Consider the following 15,441-nt stretch of genomic DNA (forward strand, 5'->3'; position numbering starts at 1 on the left):
CTCTAACTGCTCCAGGCTCTCCGTCACCGTGACTTGAAAAGGACGTCCTGTCATCGCCCATCACCTCAAAGAGGACTCTTCTAGTTTGGCGCAGCTTCATATTTGTTTGGTATAAGTTCTCAAGAAACTGTGAGTTTCTTGAGAACTTCCCAAAGTGGAACCGTCCCACGGTTCCACTCCGTGAGGGACTCACATCCTTCAGCAAGCTCCAGAACCGCTATTTCTTCGTCGCTTCGTGACGAAGAAATAGCGGTTCTGGAATTTACTTTTAGAAAAGTACAAGATGTGAGTATATATTTTCAGTTTTTGAGCCTGCGAACGCAAAATATCTCTAGCAACTGCTATACCCTTTACGATTGAGGGAGGTGCGCGAAATGGATATGGAACTTTGTTCCACATCTCTCACCCGGTTGGAAAGGGTTGTAGATAGCTTTCGTTAGATTTTCTAATACTCTTTATATAGCTGCAATCATTTTCGTTAGGACACAAAGAGTGAGGCGGTGCGGTGCAGTACATCACTCTTTGTGTCCTAACGAAAACGGCTGGGAGTATGAATGTCGGGAGCGATCGCCTATCAAGATTAAGTTTTAATTCAGCCAAATAAAGCTTTTATTTTCAAAGTTTAGTTTTTTGAAAAACAATCTGACAATGGAAGAATCAGCTCTGAAGAATTATCCCCCACCTCTAGGAGGCTATTTTTGGGCGATGAGATCCTAACAATATGTCTATCTGCATAAGGAATAATAGCGTTTACACCGATTGAAATGGAATGGTGACAGATTATGGTGAATTCGAGCGCAAAGGGTTAATGAATTTTCTATTATCATCCCAGCTTTTTAACAATATGTAGAACGCGACTCTTAAGAAAATATTGACTATTCGGCTTAAGTTTTTCTAAAGACACATGCTGTCTGCTCTACAATTCTTTGGACTATTCAGCCCTATGCTTTAGAAGCAAAATAAGCTTTGATTCTGACAAGACACAACTGCAAACGCCGATATGGCCTTGCCACAGTTTGGAGAAAATGAAGATGAATACTGTTGTTTTGGTTCTAATCGACGTCGTTCTGGTCATTGGATTGTCTCGTTTGGTAGGGTTAGCATTTCGTCGTATTCGACAACCTCTGGTAATTGGTGAAATTGTTGCAGGCATTATGCTAGGCCCGTCCCTTTTAGGATGGTTGACTCCAACCTTTTCATCAGTACTATTTCCACCCGAAACCATTCCATACCTGAATATTCTTTCGCAGGTTGGTCTGATCTTCTTTATGTTTCTAATTGGGTTAGAACTCGATCCAAAATACTTAAAGAGCCAGCTAGAAGCTGCGATTTTAACCTCTCACGCCAGCATTCTGTTGCCCTTTTCCCTAGGTACATTAGGGTCGTTAATTTTCTATCCCCTGGTATCGAATGGTGATGTTTCTTTTACAGCCTTTGCCCTCTTCCTGGGGGCTGCAATGTCTATCACAGCCTTTCCCGTTCTAGCCAGAATTATTACCGAAAACAATCTACAATCAACCCGCTTAGGAACCCTGGCATTAACCTGTGCCGCTGTAGATGATGTTACCGCCTGGTGTCTGTTGGCCCTCTCCATTGCCGTCGCGAAGCACGGCACTATAACGGCAGCTATTCCCACCGTTATTCTTGCCATCATTTATATTGCGTTGATGTTTACAGTTGGGCGTAAATTTCTCAGCTATTTATCCCGCTATTACAGGCGTCGAGGACGGCTTAACCAGTTTATGTTAGCCGCGATTTATATCGCGGTTGTAGTTTCCGCCATCATTACTGAACTTATTGGAATTCACCTTATTTTTGGGGCATTTCTAGTAGGGGCTGTGATGCCCAAAGATGTAGGCTTAACTCGCGAATTGGCCGAGAAAACAGAAGATTTTGTTCTCACATTTCTGCTTCCCATCTTCTTTGCCTACAGTGGACTTCGCACCCAAATTGGGTTACTGAATAGTCCTGTTCTCTGGTTACTGTGTGGGCTCATTGTGTTGATTGCGACCGCCGGAAAATATATTGGGGCCTATAGCGCTGCTCGCTTCTGCGGCATTCAACATCGGGAGGCTTCAGCTCTGGGTTGGTTGATGAATACACGAGGGCTGACGGAGCTGATTGTGCTCAACATTGGCCTCAGCCTCCATGTGATTTCACCATTATTGTTCACCATGCTCGTGATCATGGCTCTGGTCACCACGGTCATGACATCCCCCTTATTGGAATGGACCTATCCCAAACACTTGATCCGGCAGGATGTGATGGAACCCGAGGCGGAAGTGAAACCGACCTACAAAGTGCTGGTACCGATCGCCAATCCTCGGACACAACAGGGTTTGATTCAACTGGCCCTAGCGATCGCCGCCAGCCCTTCATCCTCAACAGCTATTTATCCATTAAATCTCCTGGAAGCTGATGAGGATGCCTTTGCCGCTACTCCCAGCCAAGTCGAACGAAAAATCGTTGAGCGTAAAACTCACTTACACTCGCTGATCGATAGTCTGTGCCCTCCACCCCGCCGTTTCGTCGTGCGTCCAATTGTGCAGATGGCTTCTGATGTCGCTCAGGAAACGACTCGGATTGCGGAACAGGAGCGAGCCGACTTGATTCTAATGGGGTGGCATCGCCCCACCTTTAGTCAAAATCGACTGGGTGGACGGGTCGGGCAAATCCTCACCACTTCACGGGTGGATGTGGCCGTGTTTGTCGACCAAAACCTGTCTCAAATTGAAAAACTGTTGGTGCCCTATATGCCCAACATCCACAATGATCTGGGGCTGGAGATTGCTCTGCGCTTGCTCATTAACCATCCCAAAAGCCAACTTACCATTCTACGGGTGGCATCTCCTCATCAGCCCATGACCGAGCTCACCTATGAGTTCGAGCTGTTGATGCGTCAGCTTCCTGATGTAGTACGCGATCGCATCCAAATTCCCATCATTGAAGCCGATCATCCAGTGCAGGCAGTAGCGGAAGCCTCCTACGACGTCGATCTGACGATTGCAGGGGCCAGCCGCGAATGGGGGGTGGAACGGCAAACCCTGGGCATCTACACCGACGAGCTGGTGACAGAATGCCGCTCCTCACTGCTCATTACTCGAAAAGAGCACGTCACGTTTCATATCACTGATCTTGTTCGCGAGTTTCAGCGGCCTCAAGCACAAGACGCCGATTCTACAGGAGCCAGTGTATGAGCAGCCACTTTAGCCCCAAGTCCCTGGCATTTTACGGAGTTGCGATTGGCTCTGTCACGGTGCTGTTTCTAGCGACAACTCGTTATGGGCAAGCCCATCTGCAAGCTCCTAAAGCCATTGAGGGAGACTATGCGATCGCCCCTGGTACATTGCCGGGTTGTTTGGGCGATCGCCCCCTCACCCTCTCCATCCAACAATCGGGTATCTACCTCACCGGAACCCTGCTAGCCAACGATGCCGACGATCGCACTGTCCGTATTGCAAAGGAACGCCCCTCCCTGACTGGCCGTTGGAATAGCCAGGAACTAACCCTATCCGGTTCCCTCTCCCATATCCCTCAATGTTCAGGCACGGTAGAAATTCAAGGAGCCATTCAAAATAACACCCTCACTGGTACCGCTCAACTCGATGCCTTGATGCCACCCATTCCCTTTACGGCCCAATGGCAGGAAGCACCTGATGCGACCGAAGGGGAAGCTCACTAACGCTGCTTACATTTCCGCTCATGTTGGTATGACAAAGGGAGAGCGGAAGTCAGGCTCTACTCCCTCTTTGCCATGCCAACATGCATAAAGCTATAGGACTGCTCCATGTACACCTTCCGTCGTTCCCTATACCAATTCAAGATGAAGCTGCGTTATAGGGTCCGCGCCCTGACGTGCCGGAACACAGACCCTATAGCGCAGCTTTATCAGAACTTACGCGTTTGTGTTGTGGGTGGGGTACGAAGTACCCCACCCACAACACAAACACACCATAGACAGCAGGCTTGCGTAAGTCCTATTCAAAAAATATTAGTTGGAATACTCTCTGGGCTGGCTCTGGCTGCACCCCTACACACGCTCATCCTTCTACCGGGTTCCTCCGTTGCCCAGGCGCAAACCCCCGCTCAAACAGCCCCTGAGTTGGACCCAAGGATAGAACGGGCCCTTTGGGCTTTTAACTTCCGCTATCCCGATACGTCCTTTCGACGGATAGAGGAAACACTGGTGGCATTGGGAGATGGCGATCGCTCCCTGAAAGGTGATGTGCTCGACGGGATGGCAGCCATAGCCGAGTTAGAAGGTTACCTGGATAGGGCACTCGCCTACGAACAACGTGCTCTGGTCGAATTTGAAGCGGTTAATGACACCCAACGACAATCGGCAACTTGGCTAGTAATCGGCAATCTCCAACGTTCCTTGGGCCAGTTGGACGCTGCCCTCACCGCGTACCAGAAAGCATCCACGCTCCGCACAACCCTTGTAGCCCCGTGGGAGGGTGCCGAACTTCTGACGAATATTGCTTCTGTGCATCGGCAAATGGGCCAGGAGGATATGGCTGTGGAGGCCTATCAGCGTGCGATCGCAACGGCTCATGAACAAGGATATACATTGCATGAAGCGATTGCCCTCGATCAGCTTGGCCTCCTACAATCAACCCAAGGCGATCACGAAGCCGCCTTACAATCCTTCCAACAAGCGATTGCTCTCCTGGCCGACTATGACGACTTTGTAGCCCATCCCTATCGGGTCCGCTTTTTCGATAACCTAGGCGATCTCTACCAGGCCCAACAGCAACCGGCACTTGCCGCTACCGCTTATCAGCAAGCTCAAGCCGAGCGCCAAACCGCAGGTAATCTTTCCCAGCAATCCTTTGTGATGCACACCATTGGGCGTGCCTACCTGGAAGAAGGCCACCTCGATAGGGCTGAAGCTTACTTTCAGCAAGCGATCGTCCTCAGTGCTCAGTCCCCTGATTCCTATGCGCAGTTTCCAACGTTAACGATGATTCAGCAGGAGTACCAGAAGCACGGCAATCTGGCAAAAGCCCTCGATTATGCCCTCCAAAGCCTGGAGCTGCGCAGTAGCGCTACTCAGGATGTGGAAGGAGTCGCAGCAATGCAACAGACGGTTGGCCAGCTATACCAACGATTGGGCCGTTGGGATGACGCGATCGCTGCCCATCAGCAAGCGATCGCCTACTACCGCACCCAGGAGTATGGCCGAGACGCGGTCGCTTACAGCCTCGCATCCATTGGTCAGATCTACCACACACAAAACCAGCTGGATCAGGCCCTAACGACTTTTGAGGAAGTGCTCAGTTTATACCCCGATGGTGAGTATTCCGATGGCCTTGTAGAAGTGTTGGAAGCGATCGCCACCATCCATACCTCTCAAGGCAACACCACCGAAGCCCAACACTACCAACAACAAGCCGACCAACTCTGGGAACAATTTAATCAACTTCCCTAGAAAGTTAGCTAGTAGGCTGCGGCCTAAGTTCACAACCTATGTTTTGTGTGGGGTGCTTCGCACCCCACACAAAACATAGGTGATGGATTTCCGCCTCAGCGTACTAGCCATTCATTTAGGTGCAACGACACCACCCAAACCTGATCCAAACCCCACGAATGCGAAGCGGCCTAACAACGCCCATGCAAAACCTCCTAGGCCAAGGGGGTCTGGGGGACGGAGAGGCCCGTCCCCCAGTCGGGAGGTTTGGAGGGCGACGCGCCTCCAAGCCAACCTTTGCAATAATCAACCATCCAGAAGCAACCATTACAATCTGTCTCCTCATACACTAGCCAATACTGCTTGATGTAATTTGAGGCATCCATGTCCCCCTTCAAAGCCTTAGTCATCCGCGAAAAAGGTTCCCCAGCCACCCTCGAAACCCTGGAACCCGGTGACCTTCCCGACGGCGATGTCTTGGTTTCCGTCCAATACTCCAGCCTCAACTACAAAGACGGCCTAGCCATCACCCAAACTTCCCCCGTCATCCGCAAGTTTCCTATGGTTCCCGGCGTTGATCTAGTCGGAACCGTTGTGGAATCCACCTCCTCTACCTTTCAACCCGGCCAAACCGTCATTGCTACTGGCTGGGAAATGGGCGAACGTTACTGGGGTGGCTATAGCCAGATGGCAAAAGTTCAGGCGGATTGGTTGATACCCTTGCCTGATCGGTTAACAGGAGTGGAAGCTATGGCGATCGGCACCGCAGGCTTAACCGCTATGCTCTCCATCATGGCCCTCGAAGCCCACGGAATTAGCAGCGATCGCCCCATCCTCGTTACCGGAGCCGCTGGGGGCGTGGGAAGCATTGCGATCGCCCTTCTCTCCCGCCTCGGCTATCCTGTTACCGCCTCCAGCGGTCGGCACGAAATTATAGGCGATTATCTCCACGATCTCGGTGCCACTGACGTCATCGGTCGCCTGGAACCTCTGCAACCCGCCCTCGGCTCCCAACAATGGAGCGGGGCGATCGACACCGTCGGTGGTCAAACCCTCGCTACTCTGCTGAAAACTATCACCTATGGTGGCTGCGTCGCAAACTGTGGTCTGGCTGGCGGCAGCAATCTCCCCACTACCGTTTTCCCCTTCATCCTCCGCAACGTCAGCCTACTCGGCATCGATTCCGTCCTTTGTCCTCAAGAAAAACGCCTCCAAGCCTGGCAACGACTCACAGAGCTTCTAACCGATGATCTCTTTGAGCTGATTCTTAACGCCATCATTCCGCTGGATCATGTCCCTACTTTTAGCAAGCAGATTTTGGCAGGGCAAGTTCAGGGACGGGTTGTTGTGGATTGCAATGGGTAAAGTGGTTAGGGCGATCGCCACCATCAACCTCAGGATTCAGGTGGAATTCACGACTTTAGCTCCTCAATTAGAGGAGATATTTCAAATTCAACTACATCCCAAACGATGTTGAGATTAACATCATCGTATTCGTGCACTAGCCGATTTCGCATTCCACTAATCTCGTGCCATGAGATATTTGGCAATACCTACCGAGTTGTCTCTGAAACGCGTCTTGCCGCTTCAGCAATTACCAAGAGCCTCCGAATTACTGAATCTTGAAGCTGTATATTTTTAATGAATTCATCTTTAGAACATTGGGCAATGTAAGTCTTGATTAGTTCTGCGGATTGCAGCATATCAAGCAGGAATTGAAGATCCCGTTGCATAGATGACCTGAGCCGAGGAAAGAATCTCTTTTCGCCGTAAGTAATTGCGGCTGGCTTCAATACCTTGACGTGTAACTAAATCAACGTCTCGATGAAAAATAGTTTTTAACTCAGCTTCCATCTGATCCAGGCTCCCGAATGTAGGATGAGCGTCTGGGTGAAATTGAACCATGACATCAATGTCGCTATCAGGGCGGAAGTCTTCGCGCAAGACAGAACCAAATAGAGCAAACTCAATGACCTGCCATTTGTGACAGAACTCAGAAATTTTTTCTATGGGTAATGCGATCGCATCAATCGTCATATCGCTTCCTCCCCTTCATCCTCTTTATCGCTAATTTGCAGACGCTCATCTTGTGTAATGATGCTCCGGATATCATCCGCTGCGATATCAATTTGTTCAGATTTTATGTAAATCGTTAATAGAATAATTCCTGTGCTCGTCTTAACATATCAATCAAACGATAGTCAGCATTTTTGCCCTTCTGAGTATCACTATTACGGCCTCTCAATTTGAAAACTTCATAACCTATTCCGGATATTTGATCTCCTTATAACTCACCCCGTTCAAGCTGTTCGATGATGGGCTATACATCGCATCTAAGTTTATTGCTTGTAGACTAACCTCTATGAGGATGGTACTTGAGAGATCATTGTTAATTTTGAGACAAAGTTACTACTTTTATCAGAAGTCTTATGGGTACTGCCTTTGAAATCGGTCTAATTCTTAGCTTACAGCCCGAACTAACAGGTGAGGACAGAGAAACGTTAGCGTACATGACACGCTCAGAGGACTACGGCTTTCAGACACGACTAGATGATCCCTTTTTCACAGAATATGAGCAGGGTTTTGATAAGGAGTGGAGAATTATCATTGCAAACAATCACATACGTTCTGGGGAAGAATGTACCTCTCAAATTCGCCGAAGTATATTCTGTAGTTACCAGTTGTGCTTTCGCATTTTGATTGACGAGAACACGTACTATAATATTTGGCCTACATTTTCAGACTGGCTATTCTCAATCAGTAATGGTGAAGGATTAGCTGGTTATATTTTGAATGTGTCTTATATGGAAGCTGAGTTAATTTTCCTAGAAGAGAATGGCCTAACTCTCCAAGCTGTTGAAAATTGTAGAATTCCCAAGTCTCTATTACATTCAATTGATGAGTTGTTAGGAGGTACTAGATGTGTTGATTTATAGCTTAAAAGCCGCATTCCAATAAAGCTCTAATACATTGAAATACAGTCAGGTACTAATTGGTTGTGCAGATAGATTAATCTAGCACTTGGTAACCATTATTAGTTCACAAAACTAAACAGTAAAAAAGGGGGGCGCGATCGCGCCCCCCTTTTTTTTACAATTCAATCAACTTGCTTATTCTGCCGCTTGAGGTAACAGCTCGCGCCGTTCACCCGAGGCAACCTGTACCTGACCGTCATCACCCACATCTACGACGGCAACATCACCGTCTTTGATGCGACCGGAGAGGATTTCCTCAGCGAGGGAATCTTCCAGCAGGCGCATGATGGCTCGGCGGAGCGGTCGTGCCCCGTAGCTGGGGTTATAGCCCTCTTCCACCAGGCGATCCTTGAACTTCTCGGTCACTTCCAGAGTGATACCGCGCTCGGTGAGGCGAACAAACACCTCTTTGAGCATGATGTCGGCGATCTCCTTGACCTCGTCCTTCTTGAGCTGACGGAAGACAATGATCTCGTCAACCCGGTTGAGGAACTCAGGCCGGAAGTACTGCTTCAGTTCTTCGTTCACCAACGAGCGAATGCGGTTGTACTGAGACTCGGACGCATCGCCATTGTCGGAGAACTCGAAACCGAGGCCGCCGCCACCCTTCTCGATCACCTTGGAACCAATGTTGGAGGTCATGATCAGCAGGGTGTTCTTGAAGTCCACTGTGCGACCCTTGGCATCGGTCAGGCGACCATCTTCCAGGATTTGCAGCAGCATGTTGAACACGTCGGGGTGTGCTTTTTCGATTTCGTCAAACAGCACCACGGTGTAAGGACGACGACGAACGGCTTCAGTCAACTGACCGCCTTCGTTGTAGCCCACATAACCTGGAGGCGAACCGATCAGCTTGGATACGGTGTGGCGCTCCATGTATTCCGACATATCCAGACGGATCATGGCATCTTCGGAACCGAAGAAGTAGGAAGCCAGAGCCTTGGTCAGCTCGGTCTTACCCACCCCAGTCGGTCCAGAGAAGATGAAGCTGGCGATCGGACGGTTGGGGTTCTTCAAACCAACCCGTGCCCGACGGATGGCGCGAGATACCGCTTTCACCGCTTCGTCTTGGCCAATGATGCGACCGTGGAGCGTGTCTTCCATGTGCAGCAAGCGCTCGGACTCGGATTCCGTCAGCTTGTTCACCGGAACGCCCGTCCAGGAGGCAACGATTTGAGCGATGTCCTCTTCCGTTACCACGGGGCTGGTGGTGTCTTCGCCATCCGTAGACTCGGTCTTCTTCGCCTGAGCGATGGAGCGGATCTCTTGCTTGATCTCCATCTCCCGCTCACGCAGTTCACCTGCCCGCTCGAAGTTCTGGGAACGAACCGCATCATCTTTCTCTTTGAGAACCTGACGCAGTTCCTTATCCAGCTCTTTCGCTGCCGGGGGCAACTGGGAGTTGATCAGGCGCACCCGAGAACCGGCTTCGTCCACCAAGTCGATGGCCTTGTCGGGCAGGTAGCGGTCTGAAATGTACCGATCCGACAGCTTGGCAGCGGCGTCCAGAGCCTCGTCGGAGATTTTGAGTTTGTGGTGTTGCTCGTAGCGATCGCGCAACCCCCGCAGAATTTCGATGGTTTCATCGACCGTGGGTTCGCCCACCATGACGGGCTGGAAACGGCGTTCCAGTGCCGCATCTCGCTCAATGTGCTTGCGGTACTCATCCAGGGTTGTGGCACCGATACATTGAAGTTCACCGCGAGCCAGTGCGGGCTTCAGTATATTGGCCGCGTCGATCGCGCCTTCTGCCGCCCCTGCCCCGATGAGGGTGTGAACTTCGTCGATGACCAGGATGACGTTTCCGGCCTGCCGGATTTCATCCATGATTTTCTTGAGGCGTTCTTCAAACTCCCCTCGATACTTGGTGCCAGCCACCAACAAACCGATGTCCAAAGTGACGACCCGTTTATCTTCAAGGATGTCGGGAACGTCGCCATTGGCGATACGTTGGGCCAAACCTTCGGCGATCGCGGTCTTACCCACGCCGGGTTCCCCAATCAGCACCGGGTTGTTCTTAGTACGGCGACCGAGGATTTGAATGACCCGCTCGATTTCTTTCTGACGGCCTACTACTGGATCCAGCTTGCCTTCAGAGGCCATCTGGGTCAGGTTAGAACCGAATTCGTCCAGGGTTGGTGTCTTGGTGCGGCCCTGGCTACCGCCCGTCGATACTTCGGCAGTTTCGCCCAGCATCCGGATGACTTGGGTACGCACCTTGGAAAGGTCTACGCCCAGGTTTTCCAGCACGCGCGCGGCGACACCTTCACCTTCCCGAATCAACCCCAACAGGAGGTGCTCGGTACCGATGTAGTTGTGGCCTAGTTGACGAGCTTCTTCCAGAGATAGCTCTAAAACCCGTTTCGCCCGTGGGGTGAAGGGAATTTCAACCGCGACGAAGCCCGAACCCCGGCCAATAATTTTTTCGACCTCAATGCGAGCATCCTTCAGGTTGACACCCATGGATTTCAAGACTTTGGCGGCAACCCCGGTGCCTTCCCCGATCAGACCCAGGAGGATCTGTTCGGTTCCAACAAAGTTGTGACCCAGGCGGCGAGCCTCCTCCTGGGCGAGCATAATCACTTTAATGGCTTTCTCAGTGAAGCGTTCAAACATGGCAGTCTATATCACCTGCTGCGAGCCGGTACGCTGATTTTAGCATAGGGAAATAGCAACACCGGTACTGCTACAGCCGTATCAGCACTGGGTGATCCCCGCCCATACCAGGACGATCGCACGATATTTCGATTAATTCAGGCTTAACCTGCCATCGTTTAGAAAGATTTTGGTTCCGAGCAGTAATCCTGTCTGGAAGGGGGGACATCTGTCAAGAACAGCACACTAGAGCGAGGATCAGAGGCCCAATGAGCTTCTTACCCGCGCAGAAAATTCGTAATGGAGATCGGCTGTAAGCTTCAAACACCAGCTTCTTCGATCTTCCATCCACTCTGCTTTAAGCGATCGCCTAACTCCTCCTTCCAGAGACAGAGGTTATCCGCAAATTCTTGAGATTGCAACCCACTGCACCAAAGAATTAACGCGTCTTCGATGGGGGTATGGTAATACTGCTTGCGACGACCTGCTTCTTTGAAGCCGAAAGAGGTGTAGAGAGCGATCGCTGCTTCATTCGAGGGCCGAACTTCCAACGTTGCCCGCGCCATATCGTGATGGCGTGCGGCTTCGAGTAGGGCTATCAGGAGCGATCGTCCTAATCCATGCCCTCGGTATGCCTCGTCAACAACAAGCAGCGTAATATGAGCCTCATCAAGAATCATCCAAAGAGCACCAAACCCAATCAAAGACCCCAGACACTTGGGGTTTTGCAACTCACCCACCCACGAGCCTGTTACAGGGTTTAGATCCCCGGTTTCTCCTGAAAAACGAGAATCTGGGGTGCTGAGAGCAATCAAAAGCCCATTAGGGCTATCAATTTCTCTCTGGTATCCATCTGCTGACCATAGACCGCCCAGGAATTTTTGATCCAGTTCCACGGCGGCGGGAATCCATTCAGATGTCAACGGATGCAGATATAAGGTGTTCACAGCGGTATGACAAAATTCGCTAACAGCCATCGAATTGATCGCTTAACGAGTGACCGCGCCCGATTGTACACTGGGAAGATGGATCCTGGCAGCGATGCGTCAGCTTACCCCCGTTTGGGATAGTGACCGTCGAACCCTGCCTCCCTTCACCCTGAAGTTTTTTCTACATCCCTCGTTCAAGGATTGTCCTCATGGTCTCCACTCCCGTTGCGGCCTCCGCTGATTCCGGTCGCCAGTACATTCCTGAGTCCCGCCCGGAGCAAACCTCCCCCAACCAACTGCTGATGCCGCTGACCGCTCAGGTCAACGAGAAAGACCACCTGGAAGTGGGGGGCTGCGATGTAGTGACCCTGGTAAAGCAATTCGGCTCACCGCTTTACATTCTTGATGAAGAAGGCTTGCGTACTGCTTGCCGCCAGTATCGGGATGCCTTCAAGACTCATTACCCCGGCGATTCCCTGGTGATTTACGCCTCAAAAGCCTGGAATTGCCTGGCGGTGGACGCCATTGTCGGGGATGAAGGACTGGGCATCGATGTCGTTTCGGGTGGCGAGTTATACACAGCTCTACAAGCTGGCCTGGCTTCCGACACTATCTATATGCACGGCAACAATAAGTCCGTAGATGAGTTGGAGATGGCGATCGCCGCCAAAATCACCATTGTCGTTGACAACTGGTACGAGTTAAAGCAACTGGTAGAGTTGGCCGGACGCACTAACCAATCCAGCATTCGAATTATGCTGCGGCTCACCCCTGGCATCGAGTGTCACACCCACGAATACATTCGCACCGGCCACCTGGATAGCAAGTTCGGCTTTGACCCCGACCAACTGGAGTCGGTGTTTGAATTCATCCAGAAAAACCCTGTCTTAAACTGCATTGGTCTGCACGCGCACATCGGTTCCCAGATTTTCGAACTGCAACCCCACCAGGATTTAACTGGCGTGCTGGTGAACTGGATGCAGAAGGCGAAGGAGTACGGCCTGCCCATCACCGAGCTGGATGTGGGTGGCGGTCTGGGCATTCGCTACGTGGAGTCGGATGATCCTCCAAGTATTGATGCGTGGGTGAAGATTATTTGTGATGGTGTGGTGAAAGCGTGTGAAGAAAAAGGCTTCCCATTGCCACGGTTGGTTTCTGAGCCAGGGCGATCGCTCATCGGTTCCTCCTGCGTCACGGCCTACACCGTGGGTAGCCAGAAGACGGTTCCCGGCATTCGCACCTATGTCACGGTCGATGGTGGTATGTCTGACAACCCTCGCCCCATTACTTACCAGTCGGTGTATCGGGTAGCGGCAGCGAGTAAGATGTCGGCTCCTATGACAGAGTCGGTGGCGATCGCCGGGAAGCACTGCGAATCGGGCGACATTGTGATCAAAGATGCCAAGCTTCCTGAAACGGAGCCGGGAGACGTGGTCGTTGTGATGGCGACCGGAGCCTACAATTACAGCATGGCCTCAAACTACAACCGATTGACTCGCCCAGCAGCAGTGTTGGTTCGTGATGGCGAAGCAAATCTCATCCTTCAGCGAGAGACTTATGCCGACCTGGTGCGGCAGGATCGTCTTCCCGAACGTTTACAAAAAAGCTGATCGAGAGAATTCCCGTCGAATTGTACGATAGGAGCGATCGGAGTGTAGATTGAGGGAAAACAGGGGAGCGCGGTAACATACCCGCTTTCTTGGCCCATCTCAATGGGTATGCTAAGTTAGCTAATCCTGTTACCTGGAATCTGTCTTTCCGTTTACACCTGCTCCTCGCCGTCATACAGCCCTGTGCTGTCTCGGCCATCGACCAACTCCAGCTCTAGTCTGATGGGTTCTCTGCTGAAGCAATGGCTGACAAACCTCGGCTGGACTCAGTCTTTACTGCTTCCGGCAATTGACCTGATATCGGTCCTTTTACTGACCTATGTGGTTCTGGTGATCATTGGAGAACGCCGAACGCTGTGGATGGTACGAGGGCTGATTGTCCTAATGCTGGCCTCAGCCCTAAGCAACACACTGGGGCTGAGGCTACTCAGCTTTGTGCTGGAAAAGCTCGTCATTGGGGCCGCTGTGGCAATGGCCCTGATTCTACAAAACGAATTTCGCCGGTTCCTGGAGCAGCTTGGACGTGGCGAAATCTTACAATTGTTACAACCGAATACGGAAACCATCCCCAAGGCAGACAACGTTATTGATGAGATCGTCGATGCTGTCAAAGAGTTGTCTCAGAATCGAACGGGAGCATTGATGGTGCTGGAAACAGGCGCACCCATGGATGAGCGGGATTTTTCGGTGCCTGGAGTACGGCTTAATTCAGAACTTTCTAAAGAACTTTTACAAACAATTTTTCAAACTTCAACCCTGCTTCATGACGGAGCGGTACTGATTCGCGCTAATCGTATTGTGGCGGCTGGAGTCATCTTGCCGCTGTCTGAACGGGTTGCATCACGACAGCTAGGCACTCGCCACCGGGCCGCCATGGGAATTACCGAGCGAGTCGAAAATTGCCTTTGCATTGTTGTATCTGAAGAAACAGGGTCAATTTCTCTGGCGGAACGGGGAACACTAAATCGACCCCTAACGAGCAGTAAACTGAGGGAACTGTTAGTCGCCCGTTTCTCTCAGTCGGTCGAGCGAGAGCCCGTGGCTCCGCAGTTGCGTAGCCTGGGTCGTCAGCTCGGCGAGCGGTTACGATCCATCCTTAAGCCTATCCGTCCTTCATCGTCAGCTTCTCGGAGAAAAAATGACAGCAAAGCCAACCGTTCTTAGGGAGTTGCCTGCTGACCTACAACGCGATCGCCTGCCCCGGCACGTCGCGGTCATTATGGATGGCAACGGGCGCTGGGCACAGAGACGGGGGCTCCCCCGCATTATGGGGCATCGTCGGGGCGTAGATGCCCTCAAAGACCTCCTTCGCTGCTGCCGAGATTGGGGAGTTGAAGCACTGACTGCCTATGCCTTTTCGACGGAGAACTGGGGACGTCCACTGGAAGAAGTGGACTTTTTAATGACTCTGTTTGAGCGGGTGCTGCGGCAAGAGCTTAAAGAAATGATGTCGGAAGGAGTCCGAATCCGCTTCGCTGGAAATCTGTTAGCGCTGCCCCAATCCCTACAGGATGAGATTCAGCGGTCGATGGAGCAAACGGCCAACAATCAGGGCATCCGCTTCACCATTGCGACCAATTATGGTGGGCGGCAGGAGATTGTGCAGGCATGTCGGGCGATCGCTACCCAGATTCAACAGGGCACCCTCCAACCTGAAGACATTGACGAATCTCTCTTCGAGCGACACCTCTACACCAGCGGTATCTGTGACCCTGACCTGCTCATCCGTACCAGTGGTGAGATGCGGATTAGTAACTTCCTGCTGTGGCAAATGGCCTATGCAGAAATCTATGTAACCGATACCTTCTGGCCTGATTTTGACCGGGCTGAGTTCCACCGGGCTCTAGCAGATTACCAGAAGCGTGATCGCCGTTTTGGCAAGGTAAAGACCACCGGATCACATTAAGAACAAACCCATAGAG

General features: G+C 51.3%; 12 protein-coding genes and 1 pseudogene. 8 read left to right on the forward strand and 5 right to left on the reverse strand.

All coding sequences use genetic code 11. From position 1 onward, the window contains the following. The first annotated feature begins 1,031 nt into the window (after positions 1 to 1,031). The 3 genes from NDI52_RS08345 to NDI52_RS08355 all read left to right on the forward strand — a co-directional run bounded on the left by NDI52_RS08345 (position 1,032) and on the right by NDI52_RS08355 (position 5,431). Positions 1,032 to 3,197 carry a cation:proton antiporter gene (locus tag NDI52_RS08345; RefSeq protein ID WP_348256384.1) on the forward strand — a complete coding sequence of 722 codons (2,166 nt, stop codon included), beginning with the start codon at positions 1,032 to 1,034 and terminating at the stop codon, positions 3,195 to 3,197. After that, on the forward strand, positions 3,194 to 3,682 hold the full coding sequence (locus NDI52_RS08350) for a hypothetical protein (RefSeq protein WP_190773269.1): 489 nt from the start codon (positions 3,194 to 3,196) through the stop codon (positions 3,680 to 3,682). Before NDI52_RS08345 ends, NDI52_RS08350 begins: the two co-directional genes overlap by 4 nt. 105 nt (positions 3,683 to 3,787) lie before the next feature. Next, complete coding sequence (locus NDI52_RS08355) at positions 3,788 to 5,431, forward strand: tetratricopeptide repeat protein (RefSeq protein ID WP_190773270.1); 1,644 nt, start codon at positions 3,788 to 3,790, stop codon at positions 5,429 to 5,431. Positions 5,432 to 5,625: 194 nt separating this feature from the next. Here NDI52_RS08355 and NDI52_RS08360 read toward each other — a convergent pair whose 3' ends face one another. After that, on the reverse strand, positions 5,626 to 5,796 hold the full coding sequence (locus tag NDI52_RS08360) for a hypothetical protein (RefSeq protein ID WP_190773271.1): 171 nt from the start codon (positions 5,794 to 5,796) through the stop codon (positions 5,626 to 5,628). On the opposite strand from NDI52_RS08360, the gene NDI52_RS08365 reads away from it, so the two are divergent. Then, entirely contained in the window at positions 5,795 to 6,775 is a 981-nt protein-coding gene (locus tag NDI52_RS08365; protein WP_190773272.1) for an MDR family oxidoreductase, read from the forward strand. The genes NDI52_RS08360 and NDI52_RS08365 overlap by 2 nt on opposite strands. A gap of 47 nt (positions 6,776 to 6,822) precedes the next feature. Here the strand turns inward: NDI52_RS08365 and NDI52_RS08370 are convergent. Continuing rightward, positions 6,823 to 7,143 (reverse strand): annotated as a pseudogene (locus NDI52_RS08370) (HepT-like ribonuclease domain-containing protein). After that, positions 7,115 to 7,447 (reverse strand): nucleotidyltransferase domain-containing protein, encoded by a 333-nt coding sequence (locus NDI52_RS08375; protein WP_190773273.1) that lies wholly within the window; start codon positions 7,445 to 7,447, stop codon positions 7,115 to 7,117. Before NDI52_RS08375 ends, NDI52_RS08370 begins: the two are co-directional and overlap by 29 nt. Before the next feature lie 392 nt (positions 7,448 to 7,839). Here NDI52_RS08375 and NDI52_RS08380 point away from each other — a divergent pair, with 392 nt between their 5' ends. Beyond that, the gene (locus NDI52_RS08380) at positions 7,840 to 8,346 is read left to right on the forward strand and encodes a hypothetical protein (protein WP_190773274.1); all 507 of its coding nucleotides are present in this window, start codon (positions 7,840 to 7,842) and stop codon (positions 8,344 to 8,346) included. A gap of 174 nt (positions 8,347 to 8,520) precedes the next feature. Here NDI52_RS08380 and NDI52_RS08385 read toward each other — a convergent pair whose 3' ends face one another. Both NDI52_RS08385 and rimI read right to left on the reverse strand, forming a co-directional pair. Next, positions 8,521 to 11,001: an ATP-dependent Clp protease ATP-binding subunit gene (locus NDI52_RS08385; RefSeq protein WP_190773275.1), complete on the reverse strand. Its 2,481-nt coding sequence runs from the start codon at positions 10,999 to 11,001 to the stop codon at positions 8,521 to 8,523. Between the two features lie 299 nt (positions 11,002 to 11,300). After that, positions 11,301 to 11,957, reverse strand: coding sequence for a ribosomal protein S18-alanine N-acetyltransferase (gene rimI, locus NDI52_RS08390; RefSeq protein ID WP_190773276.1), 657 nt, complete (start codon positions 11,955 to 11,957; stop codon positions 11,301 to 11,303). Positions 11,958 to 12,118: 161 nt separating this feature from the next. Between rimI and lysA the strand changes: the two genes are divergently transcribed. The 3 genes from lysA to uppS all read left to right on the forward strand — a co-directional run bounded on the left by lysA (position 12,119) and on the right by uppS (position 15,425). Beyond that, on the forward strand, positions 12,119 to 13,519 hold the full coding sequence (lysA, locus tag NDI52_RS08395) for a diaminopimelate decarboxylase (protein ID WP_190773277.1): 1,401 nt from the start codon (positions 12,119 to 12,121) through the stop codon (positions 13,517 to 13,519). A 222-nt stretch (positions 13,520 to 13,741) separates the two neighbouring features. Continuing rightward, positions 13,742 to 14,683, forward strand: a complete 942-nt coding sequence (cdaA, locus tag NDI52_RS08400) for a diadenylate cyclase CdaA (RefSeq protein WP_190773300.1) — start codon at positions 13,742 to 13,744, stop codon at positions 14,681 to 14,683. After that, entirely contained in the window at positions 14,658 to 15,425 is a 768-nt protein-coding gene (gene uppS, locus NDI52_RS08405) for a polyprenyl diphosphate synthase (protein ID WP_190773278.1), read from the forward strand. The genes cdaA and uppS overlap by 26 nt, the downstream gene beginning before the upstream one ends. Positions 15,426 to 15,441 lie beyond the last annotated feature (16 nt).

The organism is Leptolyngbya sp. PL-A3 (assembly GCF_039962325.1).
Classification (GTDB): domain Bacteria; phylum Cyanobacteriota; class Cyanobacteriia; order Elainellales; family Elainellaceae; genus Vacuolonema.

Excerpts from the sequence above, each read along its gene's own strand:
- NDI52_RS08345 (WP_348256384.1), top strand. The coding sequence starts at position 1,032 with ATGAATACTGTTGTTTTGGTTCTAATCGACGTCGTTCTGGTCATTGGA.
- NDI52_RS08350 (WP_190773269.1), top strand. The coding sequence starts at position 3,194 with ATGAGCAGCCACTTTAGCCCCAAGTCCCTGGCATTTTACGGAGTTGCG.
- NDI52_RS08355 (WP_190773270.1), top strand. The coding sequence starts at position 3,788 with ATGTACACCTTCCGTCGTTCCCTATACCAATTCAAGATGAAGCTGCGT.
- NDI52_RS08365 (WP_190773272.1), top strand. The coding sequence starts at position 5,795 with ATGTCCCCCTTCAAAGCCTTAGTCATCCGCGAAAAAGGTTCCCCAGCC.
- NDI52_RS08360 (WP_190773271.1), bottom strand. The coding sequence starts at position 5,796 with ATGGATGCCTCAAATTACATCAAGCAGTATTGGCTAGTGTATGAGGAG.
- NDI52_RS08375 (WP_190773273.1), bottom strand. The coding sequence starts at position 7,447 with ATGACGATTGATGCGATCGCATTACCCATAGAAAAAATTTCTGAGTTC.
- NDI52_RS08380 (WP_190773274.1), top strand. The coding sequence starts at position 7,840 with ATGGGTACTGCCTTTGAAATCGGTCTAATTCTTAGCTTACAGCCCGAA.
- NDI52_RS08385 (WP_190773275.1), bottom strand. The coding sequence starts at position 11,001 with ATGTTTGAACGCTTCACTGAGAAAGCCATTAAAGTGATTATGCTCGCC.
- rimI (WP_190773276.1), bottom strand. The coding sequence starts at position 11,957 with ATGGCTGTTAGCGAATTTTGTCATACCGCTGTGAACACCTTATATCTG.
- lysA (WP_190773277.1), top strand. The coding sequence starts at position 12,119 with ATGGTCTCCACTCCCGTTGCGGCCTCCGCTGATTCCGGTCGCCAGTAC.
- cdaA (WP_190773300.1), top strand. The coding sequence starts at position 13,742 with ATGGGTTCTCTGCTGAAGCAATGGCTGACAAACCTCGGCTGGACTCAG.
- uppS (WP_190773278.1), top strand. The coding sequence starts at position 14,658 with ATGACAGCAAAGCCAACCGTTCTTAGGGAGTTGCCTGCTGACCTACAA.